This window comes from Oceanobacillus sp. CF4.6 (assembly GCF_051262635.1).
Taxonomy (GTDB): Bacteria; Bacillota; Bacilli; order Bacillales; family Amphibacillaceae; genus Oceanobacillus.
The window spans coordinates 35,614-48,494 of sequence record NZ_JBIMEX010000006.1 but is presented as its reverse complement, the minus strand read 5'-3'; the positions used below and the strand labels follow the sequence as shown (position 1 = coordinate 48,494).

Sequence of the window (12,881 nt, the reverse complement as noted above, 5' to 3'; positions counted from 1 at the left end):
AAAATAATAATGTGGCATTTTTTCCCGGGAGGGAGTATCGTCTCACCATTTCTGGTTGGGTCAAACGGTAGATTTCGTTTAATGTGGGATCATAATGAAGGAGTTTGCGAATAAATCTTCGGGTTATACCACGACATCGATGCAAATGTATTAATTTATTTCGTAAAGATTCCAATAGACAACATTCCTTTCGAAAAAATATAGAAACGGAACCTAGAAGAAAAATCCAGGTTCCGAAGTAAAGTCTGACTAACAGATGCTTCCGCTTTTGTTAATGCGTTTTACATTTTTCGTCCAAGCCTTTTTCTTTAAGTACTTTAATCATTGTTTCTCCCATTACTGCAGGGGTTTCTGCTACTGCAATCCCACATGATTCCATCACGCGTATTTTCTCTGCAGCAGTACCTTTACCGCCAGAGATAATTGCGCCGGCATGTCCCATACGCTTTCCAGGAGGTGCAGTTGCTCCTCCAATAAAGCCAACAACAGGTTTAGTCATATTCGCTTTCACCCATTCAGCAGCCTCTTCTTCAGCTGTTCCGCCGATTTCGCCAATCATTACGACAGCTTCCGTTTCCGGATCTTCATTGAATGCTTTTAAAACATCAATAAAGTTTGTACCATTTACCGGATCTCCACCAATTCCAACTGCAGATGTTTGACCATAACCTGCTTCTGTTAATTGATGTACCGCTTCATAGGTTAACGTACCAGATCTTGATACAACACCGATATGGCCTTTTTTATGAATATACCCCGGCATAATACCAATTTTAGTTTCATCAGCTGTGATTACCCCCGGACAATTCGGTCCAACTAAACGTGTTTTCTTACCTTCCATATAACGTTTAACTTTCACCATATCCAACACTGGTATATGCTCGGTAATACAAATAACCAAATCCAATTCTGCATCTGTTGCTTCTATAATTGCATCCGCAGCAAATGGTGCAGGTACGTAAATTACAGAGGCAGTTGCACCAGTAGCATCTACAGCATCTTTAACCGTATTAAATACTGGCACTCCTTCCACTTCTGAACCAGCTTTTTTAGGTGTTACTCCACCTACGATTTTTGTGCCATACTCAAGCATTTGTTTTGTATGGAATTTAGCTGTTCCGCCTGTTATTCCCTGGACAATTACTTTCGTATCTTTATTAACATAAACACCCATTTTCGTCCGTCCTTTCTATAGTAAGAATAAAGGTTTTCTTACACTGATGGGAAAGTATAACCTTTATAGGAAATCAGTATAAGTGCAACTAAGGATTTCACCATTAGAACTTGGCGATAAGCCAAATTCTCTAAAACTAGCTGACCATGGATACAATTTTCTCTGCACCATCAGCCATTGATGTTGCTGAAGTGATGTTTAATCCTGATTCTTCAAGAATTTGTTTACCCTTATCAACATTCGTACCTTCCAAACGCACGACAAGCGGTAATTCCAATCCGACTTGTTTTGTTGCCTCTACAACACCTTCAGCAATTACGTCACACTTCATGATTCCGCCAAAAATATTAACGAAAATACCTTTAACATTTGAATCGGACAAAATAATTTTAAACGCTTCTGTTACTTTTTCTGCTGTCGCGCCGCCCCCAACATCAAGGAAGTTAGCGGGGTCTCCGCCATAATGGTTAATAATATCCATCGTAGACATCGCAAGTCCGGCACCATTTACCATACAACCAATATTTCCATTCAATGAAACATAGCTTAAATCATATTTGGATGCTTCAATTTCTTTTACGTCTTCTTCTTCAAGATCACGAAGTTCCATGATATTTTTTTGACGATATAACGCATTATCATCAAAGTTTAATTTCGCATCCAACGCAATAACCTGTCCATCACCTGTTGTAACGAGTGGATTGATTTCTGCAATGGAACAGTCTTTTTCAACGAATGCATTATATAATGCTGTCATAAACTGAACCGTTTTTCCTATCAGGTCATCAGGAATATTGATGTTAAATGCTAATCTTCTAGCTTGGTAGGGAGATAGACCGACAACTGGATCGATAACCTCTTTGAAGATTTTTTCAGGAGTAGCTTCTGCAACTTCTTCGATCTCTGTACCGCCTTCTTCAGATGCCATGAACACAACGCGTGAAGTAGCACGGTCAAGCACGACACCTACGTAATATTCTTTTTTAATGTCACAGCCTTCTTCAATAAGTAAACGTTTAACTTCTTTACCTTCAGGACCTGTCTGATGGGTTACAAGTGTCTTTCCAAGAATTTCATCCGCATATGTACGAACTTCTTCTAAGCTCTTTGCAACTTTAACTCCACCGGCTTTCCCACGGCCACCGGCATGAATCTGCGCCTTGACAACGGTTACAGAAGTGCCGAGCTTCTCTGCAGCCTGAACTGCCTCATCAACAGTATAGGCTACATAGCCATTAGGAACTTTCACACCAAATTGGCGTAAAACTTCTTTACCTTGATACTCGTGAATGTTCATATTCCATCCTCCTATCAATTTCATTGCAATACCATTGTATTAAAAAAAAACAAATTTCACAAGAAATAGACAAATTTGTTTTTTTTAATTATTTAGCTTTGACTTCTAATCTCCCAATTTCATTTGCTTATCAGCATGATATATAAATGAAAACACTTCTGCAACAGCCTGATATAATTCTTCTGGAATCGTTTCGTTTATATTGAGTTCCGCTAACAGTTCGACAAGGGAAGCGTCTTCCAAAATAGGAACTTCATTTTCCTTAGCCTTCTTAATAATTTCATCAGCAACCAGACCTTTTCCTTTAGCCGTAACCATTGGTGCAGAATTTTTCTTTTGATCATACTTGAGTGCGGTAGCCTTATTACGTTTTTCCGTCATACCCGATAATCAACTCCCTGATAAGAAGAATGATAGAATTTGGTTGTTTCTCTGTTTGTTATTTTCTGTTCCTGCAATGGTTTAAAATGAACAGAAGACAGTTGGTAATTTAGTGACTTCAATCCTTGTATTAATACAGGCTGAAAAGGCAATGTATTATTTTTTAATTTGGAATAATCATCATTGTATATTGTAACTGAAACAGATCGCTTTTGAATATTCATATCAATGACCGTTTGTTTCAAATGTTCGAGGTCCAAATAAAAAAGTATCCGACAATAATCCGGATCAATTTTTCCATCTGCTGTTTTTCTGCTCTCAAACGCAAGCTCCATATCTTTATTTAACCCCAATTTTTCAGCCGGAATTTGAAGGGAAGCCTGAATAAAGTTTGCCGATTCATTTACCGAATTTAATTGCATCCCATTAATAAAATGGATCAGCTGTCCAGCCTTTTCCTGTAAGGGTCCTTCACTCTGCTGTGTAAGCTGCATCAACATCGATTTAATGCTCTGATTTTCTTCCTTTAAATTAGTTGATAGTTGATTTTCATAAGACAGCCCCGTAAATTTCAGTACTTGATTAATCTGTTGTAAAAACTGTTCTTTTGGAGAAGCGTTGCTAAATAGACTGTCTATTTTAATCGCCTCTAAGGTAGTACTTAAATGAGTAAAAGTCCGTTGATCATTAAATGTCTGCAACAAAGTTAACACACGTTCCAGCTGCACCGGATGATTTGAAAAAGCCTTCATGAATTGTCCTTGTTCAACTGACAATAGTGGTGCGATCTTTTGTGTTAATTTCTCTTTCAGACTGGAAAAATCCTCCTGTATTAGTACAGAACCAGTTAAAATAGATTGTCTTAATTGACCTCCCATTTGATTCAATATTTCCTTAGATTCTGCAAATAGAACTTGTTTATTAGCATCTACTTGTTTCATAACTTGTACAACTGTATTTGTATTTAATTGAAAGGGCATTCTCATATCTGTTTTAGTCAAAGGTGCACCGTTCTGTCTTAATAAGTCTTCCAATTGTTTCCATTCCGATTTCCAAGACGTAAAATCTATAGTTGGGCTCAAGATCCCAACTGATTTTAAGACTTGGAATACATGCTGTTTGTTACTATTATTATCTGCAATAATTTGTCTAATCATTGATTCCTTTTGATTCCTAGAAGGCTCTGTCATTTGTTCCATTTTAATCGAGAGGTCCATATTTATCGAGCCTTTTTTCAGTTGCTGACCCATTTCTCTCATTTGAGTTGTCAGGTCTGTACGCTTTGTTGCTTCTAACGCGTTAAATACATTTTCTGTGATTGGTAACTTACGAGCAATCATCTCCATTAAAACTTGCTGTGCTTGCACCTTTTGTTTTGCTGTATCTAATATTTGTAAAGCATTATTCACCTGTGCTCGATCAAAGGGGATATTCTCACGAACCATTTTCTGCATGAATGAAATGTTGCTTTTTGTTGCTTTCAAACCAAGCTGCTCCATAAGATTCGAGGCAATATTTCTTGACTGCGACTGCAATTGACCACCAAGCACTTTCAGGTGAATCATTTCATCTGAAGCTTGTACTTGAAAGTGATACTTTCCTTCAATGGAAAGGGATGCTTCCAATTGAGCAATCATTTTTTGACTGCCAAGCTGAATCTGTGCCTTATTGTCCGGATAAATTTTAAGAATTTTACCTTGAATTATTTGACCAGTCCTCAAGTTTTGCTGCGCATGATGGATTTTAGACATTCTTTCCCCAATCACTTTATGAATACTCAATTGACTCCCCCTCAACCCTCAAGTACTGTTAACCTAGTACATTCCTAACTGGTGCATAGGACCTTCTATGATACGGTGATGCCCCGGCCTCTTGCAGTTTTTCCATATGGTGCTTTGTACCATACCCCATATTTGATGCGAAATCATATACCGGATATTCATTATGTATTTCTTTCATTAAATTGTCTCTGGTTACTTTTGCCAAAATGCTTGCCGCTGCAATTGTAACGCTCTTCGTATCGCCTTTTATTAGCGATTCAGATGTACATGGCAAATGATCTAGTTTGACCGCGTCCAACAGCAAATGATTCGGAACCGGTGTTAGCTGGTCAAATGCTTCACGCATTGCAAGTTTAGTTGCTTCAAAGATGTTGATATCATCTATTTTTTTATTGTCGATAATTGAAATCCCATAACTTACTGCTTGTTCTTTAATGATAGCAAAAAATGTATCTCTTGTTCTTTCATTTAATTGTTTGGAATCATTTAAGCCCAATAATTTGAAATCCGTCGGAAGAATGACGGCTGCAGCAACAACAGGACCCGCCAAAGGACCTCTACCAGCTTCATCAATTCCCGCTATATAGTTATTCCCCTTGGAAAATGCCATTCTTTCAAAACTTGTCATCGTATAATAATTCGCTTCAAGCTGCTTGACTTTCATTTTCTGTTTTTCATAACTATTCAATAGTGACTGGACACCTTTGCGTTCATCCATTTTAAGTTCGGTAATACTCGCTTCACTTAGTTCGCCGTTTTTCATTAACTTTTTTATAACAGTAATCGATTGTTTTTCCATTATTGCACCTTACTCTCTATCTTATATCGGCTTGTAGTAGATTAGAAAACTTGGCCGCCAAGCCTTTAGGCGAATGCCTTAGTTGCACTTATGCAAGTAAGAAAGTTATACTTCTTACTTGTAAAAAATAAAACACACATCCTAAAAGATGCATGTCTTATTTATTTATTGGTGTTTCTAACGTAACATTTCCCAATTTCCCTGTGCGAAGATCTCTTATAACGATATCAGAAACCTTTTTAAAATCGACATGTCCACCATTTTCCAGTGCACCTCTTTGCTCTCCGATAGCATTAAATATTTCCATCATATCATCCATCGTGCGGTCGATATTATATCTTTCTTCCAGCTGCTGCGGGTAATGTTCTCTCATATAATTAATAATAAACGCAGTAATGTCCTGCAAGGAAAGAAGCTGATCTTTGATTGTTCCAATTGCTGCTAGTCGGTAGCCAACTATTTCATCTTCGAATTTGGGCCATAAAATACCAGGCGTATCGAGGAGTTCAAAATCTTTTTTGATTTTTATCCATAACTGTTGCTTTGTAATCCCAGGAATATCACCAGTTTTAGCTGCTTTTCGCTTCGCAAGTCGATTGATGAGTGTAGATTTCCCAACATTTGGTATGCCTATAATCATTGCTCTTGCCGCTCTGGGTTGGATACCCTTTTTCATAAGTTTCTCCATCTTGACCTGACCAAGCTCTTTAGCCATTTGGATGACACGATTAATATCTGATTTATTATTAACATCCACTGCTATTGCTGGAATCTCCAACTCTTTAAAATGGTTGATCCACCTCTCTGTTTCACGTTGATCAGCCAAGTCCTTCTTCATAAGAACAATCATCTTTGATTTGTTTTGCATCACTTGTTGAAGCATCGGATTTTGTGAGGATAAAGGTGCTCTAGCATCCACTAATTCCATAACAAAATCAACGAGCTTTAATTTCTCTTCCACTTGCCTTCTAGCCTTTGCCATATGTCCAGGAAACCACTGTATTGGCATAATTAATCCTCCTTCCCTACGATTTGTATACGATTAAATGGCCAATAGATAAGGTTTGTCTTGCCTACAATCTGTTCTATTGGAATAACACCGAGCATCCTGCTATCAGTTGAATTCCCTCTATTATCACCCAGTACAAATACGTGACCTTCCGGAATTACTTCATGACCACCAGGCAGTGCCTCAAGCGTAAAATCATTTGTTAACGTCTGATAGGATTTCATGTTATCTTTTTGTTCATTCAAAAAAGGTTCTTCTACTTCTTCCCCGTCTATATACAAGACATTATCTTCTACTGCCACATGCTCTCCAGGAAGGCCAATTACTCGTTTAATAAAGTCTTTTTGGGCAGAAGCATGGAAGACAACGATATCATACCTTTTTGGCTCCTGAAAATGAGACGAAACTTTATTTACAATCATTTGATCCCTGTCATGCAACGTTGGCAGCATGGAAGGCCCATCCACCACAATTGGTGCAAAAAGGAACATACGGACTATAAATGCCAACCCAAACGCAAGCAGTAACGCTTTTATCCAGTCAAACCATTCATTTTTTTCCCTTTTCGCCATGTATTCCCCTCCGAGCCATTCGATGTATTATTTTATTGTAAGCCAGTATCATATATTCATACAACCTTTTAAGTTATATCATAAAAACAAAAAGGAGCTTGTGCAATTTTGCCAAGCTCCTTTCCAATAACGTTTTTATTCAGCTCGTTCTGATTAACGACGTTCTTTAATACGAGCTGCTTTTCCGCGTAGATTACGAAGATAATATAGTTTCGCACGACGTACAATACCACGACGAGTAACTTCGATTTTTTCGACTCTTGGTGAATGTACTGGGAAAGTACGTTCAACACCTACACCGTAAGAAATTTTTCTTACTGTAAATGTTTCACTGATTCCACCATTTTGACGTTTGATTACAACACCTTCGAATACCTGAATACGCTCACGAGTTCCCTCTACTACTTTAACGTGAACTTTTAACGTATCACCAGCACGAAAATCGGGGTGATCTGTACGAAGTTGATCTTTTGTGATGTCTGCAATAAGTTGTTGCATTCTACTTCACTCCTTCCAAACCAATGTTCATTATTCTGATTCGAACAGCGGAACATCGTTTATATGTGCTTAATCGAATATAAGCACAATATCTAATATATCATATTGAAAATAATAGTTCAACTCTATTTATAAAAGAAAAGTGAACTATTTACCTTCACTTTCCTTTATTCTTTCCAATACTGTTTGATCTTCTACACTTAGCGAGTAATTTTCCAAAAGATCACGACGGCGCTTGTAGGTTCGTTTTAGTGATTCTTCCTTGCGCCAATCTCTTATTTTCGCATGGTCTCCGGACATTAGTATGTCAGGAACCTTCATTCCACGAAAGTCTGCTGGCCTTGTATAATGAGGATGCTCAAGTAAACCTGTGGAAAAGGAATCTTCCGGTGCGGACGCTTTATTACCCAGTACCTCCGGAAGTAAACGAACAACACTGTCTACAACCGCCATGGCTCCCAGTTCTCCTCCAGTGAGTACGTAGTCACCAATTGAAAGTTCATCTGTTACCAGATGCTCTCTAATTCTTTCATCATAGCCTTCATAATGACCACAGATAAAGATAAGATGCTCTTCTTTGGCCAATTCTTCGGCTTTCTGTTGCGTGAACGTTTCCCCCTGAGGACACATCAGAATTACGCGAGGATCTGTCTTTCCATCTTTCTTCACATCCGAAACTGCATCAAAAACGGGTTGTGGCGTGAGCACCATGCCTGCACCGCCACCATATGGATAATCATCCACTTTCATATGTTTATTCTCTGTGTATTCTCTGAAATTTACGAGATTGTAACTGAATTTTTCTCTTTCTCTAGCCTTTTTTAGTATAGAAGAATTAAGCACACCCGGAAACATTTCTGGAAAAAGGGTTAATATATCAATATGCATCAATCCAGCAGTCCTTCCATTGGTTCTATGACTACTTTTTCAGCATCAATATCTATCTCTTTGACAACATCGTCAATATAAGGAATGAGAATGTCTTTCCCCTTCTCCTGTTTAATAACCCATACATCATTCGCTCCAGGTGACAGTATTTCCTTAATTTCACCTAATTTCCTATCATCAGTTGTATAGACTTTGCAACCAATAATTTCATGGTAATAATACTCATTTTCATTCAAATCGGTCAATTGCTCTTCCCTTATTTTTAATTCACAGCCTTTTAATGACTCCACAAGGTTAATATTTTCATATCCTTTGAATTGAACAAGGTCAAAGCTTTTATGCAAACGATGTGTAGCAATTGTTAATTTGATTGGCTTATCATCCTTCATGATGTACACAGATTCTCCCGGTTCGAACCGCTCCTCAAAGTCACTGATACGGTATATCTTCACTTCTCCTTTGATCCCATGTGTATTGACTATTTTCCCAACGTTAAACATTTTATGTTCCATATAATCACCTGCTATTTCTCAATTCTTATAACGACATCATCTTTAATAATAATCGCCTGGTTCTCCATTAAATCATTCCAGTTGGAACCAACTTCCACTTCAACAAGAGCTTCAACTTCCGTTTCGACAATTTCACTTCCAATTTCCAGTGTTTCCAATTGTTCTATCTTAAAATCAATTAGCTTGATCTTTTCTTTTCGATTATTAATTTCTTGCTGGAAACGTTCCTCGATATCATGCTTGGATACTCCTGATTTATTTTGCAATTTCCTTTTTTCAAATAGGAGTTGTTGACACTCTTGTTCAAGTCGCAATTTATGATTATAGAAATTGCTGTATATTTTCTCTTTACTTTTCTCGGTAACAACTTGCTTGATTAGAACTTTTTTAACGATATTCACTGGATTTCCTCGCTCCCGCAAAAAATCTTTTTAACGTACATGATCATTCATTATCAGCATGAACAAGTATTTTACAAATTTTGATGTGTAAAAAGGGAAAGAAGAACCCATCAGCGGGTCCGCTTTCCCTTTACATAATATCCAAATAAATACGTTTATTACCATCTATCTTAGCTGCATAGACAACCGTACGTATTGCCTTTGCAATACGTCCATTTTTTCCAATTACTTTTCCAACATCCTCCTGGTTAACAGTAAGATGATAAACAATTTTAGCATCTTCTTCTGTTTCCGTTACGACGATATCTTCCGGGTAATCAACTAATGAGGCAACAATCGATTCTATCAGGGCTTTCATGATATCACACTACTTATTTCGTATTTTTATTATCGTGGAATTTTTTCATGATGCCTTCATTTGAGAAAAGATTACGAACTGTATCACTTGGTTTTGCACCTTTTGTCATCCAATCAAGTGCTTTTTCTTCATCTATTTTAACTTCAACTGGATTAACTACTGGATTGTATGTTCCAATTTGTTCAATAGAACGTCCATCACGAGGAGAACGTGAATCAGCTACAACGATACGATAAAATGGGTTTCTTTTAGATCCCATACGTCTTAAACGAATTTTTACTGCCATTATTTGCACCTCCAATAAAATGTTTATCTCAAGTCTAGATTCTAACAGAAATATTTATGCCTGTAAAGGGTTTTTACATTACAAGGCAATATCTTTTACATTTCTTCTGATTATCATCATGATTTGACTACTAGCAACGATGCTAGAACCCACATTTCCACTGATTTAATCTGTACTAGAATGGTAATTTAAAGCCACCCTTGCCTTTTTTTCCTTTTTGCATGTTGGTCATTTGTTTCATCATTTTTTTCATTTCACTAAATTGCTTGATCAGGCGGTTTACTTGAGATACGGATGTGCCGGAACCTTTTGCAATACGTTTTCTGCGGCTTCCATTGATAATGCTTGGGTCTTGTCTTTCTTTTTTGGTCATTGACTGAATAATCGCTTCCACCTGAGATAGTTGCTTATCATCCAACTGCGCATTTTTCAGACCTTTCATCTTGTTGGCACCTGGTATCATTGCCATTAGATCGTCCAACGGTCCCATTTGCTTAACCTGACCCATTTGTTCAAGAAAGTCATCAAATGTAAAGGACATCGTACGCATTTTTTCTTCCAGTTCTTTAACCTGCTTTTCATCTACATTTGATTGTGCTTTTTCAATTAATGAGAGGACATCGCCCATTCCGAGAATTCTTGATGCCATACGTTCAGGATGGAATGCCTCCAACTCATCAAGTTTTTCACCCATACCCGCAAATTTAATCGGCTTGCCAGTAACAGCCTTAATGGATAGAGCCGCTCCACCACGTGTATCGCCATCCAACTTCGTCAGTACAACTCCTGTTATATCAAGCTGTTCATTGAAACTTTCAGCAACATTTACAGCGTCCTGACCAGTCATCGCGTCAACAACGAGAAAGATTTCATCCGGTTTTACAGCTGTTTTAATTTGCTGTAATTCTTCCATTAGATTTGTATCTACATGCAATCGACCAGCTGTATCGATAATGACATAATCATTGTGATCCTCTTTCGCTTTTTCGATAGCTTTTGATGCTATATCAACCGGGTTTGCTTCAGTTCCCATTGAGAAAACAGGCATTTCCAATTGTTCGCCAAGTGTTTCCAATTGCTTAATTGCAGCTGGACGATAAATATCACAGGCTGCCAGTAATGGTGCACGATTGTGCTTCTTCCGTAGCAGGTTGGCCAATTTTCCGGAAGTCGTTGTTTTACCTGCACCTTGAAGACCTACCATCATTATGACGGTTGGGGAACGGTCAGCAACAGCAATTTTACTTTGTTCGCCACCCATTAATGTGGTTAGCTCCTCTTTTACCACCTTGATAACCTGTTGGCCAGGTGTTAAACTCTCCATAACTTCCTGCCCGATTGCCCGCTCTTTGATTCGTGCAATAAGATCTTTAACTACTTTAAAATTAACATCAGCTTCCAGTAATGCCAGACGTACTTCTCGAGTCATTTCTTTAACGTCCTGTTCAGAAACCTTCCCTTTACCGGTAATTTTTTTTATTGTACTTTGTAAACGGTCGGCCAATCCTTCAAATGCCATAGAAGGTGTCCCCCTAATCCAATTCTTTTATTTTTTTGATCATTTCCAATAACGATTCATCTGCAATTGTTCTTTCCAATTGATCAATGAGTGATGCACGTTGATCGAATTTACTATATAAATGCAACTTCTCCTCGTAGGTTTCGAGCATTGCTTCGGTACGTTTGATATTATCATACACAGCTTGACGTGACACATGAAACAACTCGGCAATCTCACCTAATGAGTAGTCTTCCAAATAGTACATTTCCATATAATTGCGCTGTTTAGGTGTTAATAATGCTTGATAAAAGTCGAATAAATAATTGACACGTGTAGTCTTTTCCAGCAATTTATACACCCCTTGTTAAGTGAATTACCTTTACAACATCATAGCTAAACTTCTGATTTCTTGTCAAGGTATTCTATTCTTCTACTGCTACATCCTCAAATAGCCCATATACAAACGCATTTGCATCAAACTCCTGCAAATCCTCGATTTGTTCTCCTAGGCCCACATATTTTACAGGAATCTTTAATTCATTTCGTATTGCAAGCACAATTCCGCCCTTTGCAGTTCCGTCGAGTTTCGTCAATACGATACCGGAAACATCTGTTGCTTCAGAAAATGTTTTTGCCTGGCTAAGTGCATTTTGCCCAGTAGTAGCATCAAGAACAAGCAACACCTCATGCGGAGCACCCGGAATTTCTTTTTCAATAACACGGTTTACCTTTGAAAGTTCATTCATCAAGTTTACTTTGTTTTGGAGTCTGCCTGCTGTATCACAAATAAGTACATCAGCGTTACGTGATTTTGCTGCCTTGATCCCATCAAATATCACTGCAGCAGGATCACTTCCCGCATTTTGTTTAATAACAGATACATCCGCTCTTTCTCCCCATATCTCAAGTTGTTCGATAGCTCCTGCACGAAAGGTATCTCCTGCAGCCAATACAACACTTTTCCCTTGTTGCTTTAACTGGTGTGCAAGTTTTCCGATACTGGTTGTTTTACCAACACCATTTACTCCAACAACCAGTATAACGGAAAGCCCCTCATCCTGTATATTTAACTTCTCGATTTCTTCGTTTTCGTCTCCATAGTAAATCTCCACTAACTTCTCGGAAATGACATCTTTAACACCATTCGTATCTTTAATGTTTTGCCGCTTTACTTCCATTCTGAGTTCTTCAACCAGATCCATAACGGTTGTAACACCGACATCAGCAGTAATTAATACCTCCTCCAGCTCTTCGAAGAAATCTTCATCCACTTTTCGATAGCGGGCAATGAGGTCATTAAGCTTACCTGAAAATGAATTACGCGTCTTTTTCATTCCTTCTTGATATTTCTTGGAAACCTCTTTCGTTTCCTCATTTTGTTTAAACTTATTTTTTAATTTATCCATGAAACCCATTTTTGTTAA

16 protein-coding genes are annotated in these 12,881 nt (G+C 37.9%); all 16 read right to left on the bottom strand.

Annotated elements, in window-relative coordinates; all coding sequences use genetic code 11:
* Positions 1–271: 271 nt before the first annotated feature.
* Positions 272–1,174, bottom strand: coding sequence for a succinate--CoA ligase subunit alpha (gene sucD, locus ACHABU_RS10885; protein ID WP_435764873.1), 903 nt, complete (start codon positions 1,172–1,174; stop codon positions 272–274).
* Between the two features lie 136 nt (positions 1,175–1,310).
* Complete coding sequence (gene sucC / locus ACHABU_RS10880; protein WP_435764872.1) at positions 1,311–2,471, bottom strand: ADP-forming succinate--CoA ligase subunit beta; 1,161 nt, start codon at positions 2,469–2,471, stop codon at positions 1,311–1,313.
* A 105-nt stretch (positions 2,472–2,576) separates the two neighbouring features.
* Positions 2,577–2,852 (bottom strand): EscU/YscU/HrcU family type III secretion system export apparatus switch protein, encoded by a 276-nt coding sequence (locus tag ACHABU_RS10875; RefSeq protein WP_435764871.1) that lies wholly within the window; start codon positions 2,850–2,852, stop codon positions 2,577–2,579.
* Positions 2,849–4,633: a hypothetical protein gene (locus tag ACHABU_RS10870; protein ID WP_435764870.1), complete on the bottom strand. Its 1,785-nt coding sequence runs from the start codon at positions 4,631–4,633 to the stop codon at positions 2,849–2,851. The genes ACHABU_RS10875 and ACHABU_RS10870 overlap by 4 nt, the downstream gene beginning before the upstream one ends.
* A gap of 28 nt (positions 4,634–4,661) precedes the next feature.
* Positions 4,662–5,432: a ribonuclease HII gene (locus ACHABU_RS10865; protein WP_435764868.1), complete on the bottom strand. Its 771-nt coding sequence runs from the start codon at positions 5,430–5,432 to the stop codon at positions 4,662–4,664.
* Between the two features lie 157 nt (positions 5,433–5,589).
* Positions 5,590–6,441, bottom strand: a complete 852-nt coding sequence (ylqF, locus tag ACHABU_RS10860; RefSeq protein WP_435764867.1) for a ribosome biogenesis GTPase YlqF — start codon at positions 6,439–6,441, stop codon at positions 5,590–5,592.
* A gap of 2 nt (positions 6,442–6,443) precedes the next feature.
* Positions 6,444–7,013, bottom strand: coding sequence for a signal peptidase I (gene lepB, locus ACHABU_RS10855; RefSeq protein ID WP_435764866.1), 570 nt, complete (start codon positions 7,011–7,013; stop codon positions 6,444–6,446).
* A gap of 153 nt (positions 7,014–7,166) precedes the next feature.
* On the bottom strand, positions 7,167–7,511 hold the full coding sequence (gene rplS / locus ACHABU_RS10850; RefSeq protein ID WP_435764864.1) for a 50S ribosomal protein L19: 345 nt from the start codon (positions 7,509–7,511) through the stop codon (positions 7,167–7,169).
* A 147-nt stretch (positions 7,512–7,658) separates the two neighbouring features.
* Positions 7,659–8,399, bottom strand: a complete 741-nt coding sequence (trmD, locus tag ACHABU_RS10845) for a tRNA (guanosine(37)-N1)-methyltransferase TrmD (protein WP_435765069.1) — start codon at positions 8,397–8,399, stop codon at positions 7,659–7,661.
* Positions 8,399–8,911: a ribosome maturation factor RimM gene (gene rimM, locus ACHABU_RS10840; RefSeq protein WP_435764863.1), complete on the bottom strand. Its 513-nt coding sequence runs from the start codon at positions 8,909–8,911 to the stop codon at positions 8,399–8,401. Before rimM ends, trmD begins: the two co-directional genes overlap by 1 nt.
* An 11-nt stretch (positions 8,912–8,922) precedes the next feature.
* Positions 8,923–9,312, bottom strand: a complete 390-nt coding sequence (locus tag ACHABU_RS10835) for a YlqD family protein (RefSeq protein ID WP_435764862.1) — start codon at positions 9,310–9,312, stop codon at positions 8,923–8,925.
* Between the two features lie 130 nt (positions 9,313–9,442).
* Complete coding sequence (locus tag ACHABU_RS10830; protein WP_435764861.1) at positions 9,443–9,670, bottom strand: KH domain-containing protein; 228 nt, start codon at positions 9,668–9,670, stop codon at positions 9,443–9,445.
* Positions 9,671–9,683: 13 nt separating this feature from the next.
* The gene (gene rpsP, locus ACHABU_RS10825; RefSeq protein WP_435764860.1) at positions 9,684–9,956 is read right to left on the bottom strand and encodes a 30S ribosomal protein S16; all 273 of its coding nucleotides are present in this window, start codon (positions 9,954–9,956) and stop codon (positions 9,684–9,686) included.
* 175 nt (positions 9,957–10,131) lie between these two features.
* Complete coding sequence (ffh, locus tag ACHABU_RS10820; RefSeq protein WP_435764859.1) at positions 10,132–11,475, bottom strand: signal recognition particle protein; 1,344 nt, start codon at positions 11,473–11,475, stop codon at positions 10,132–10,134.
* Between the two features lie 13 nt (positions 11,476–11,488).
* Positions 11,489–11,806: a putative DNA-binding protein gene (locus ACHABU_RS10815; RefSeq protein WP_435764857.1), complete on the bottom strand. Its 318-nt coding sequence runs from the start codon at positions 11,804–11,806 to the stop codon at positions 11,489–11,491.
* A gap of 73 nt (positions 11,807–11,879) precedes the next feature.
* Positions 11,880–12,872, bottom strand: a complete 993-nt coding sequence (gene ftsY, locus ACHABU_RS10810; protein ID WP_435764856.1) for a signal recognition particle-docking protein FtsY — start codon at positions 12,870–12,872, stop codon at positions 11,880–11,882.
* Positions 12,873–12,881: the final 9 nt, after the last annotated feature.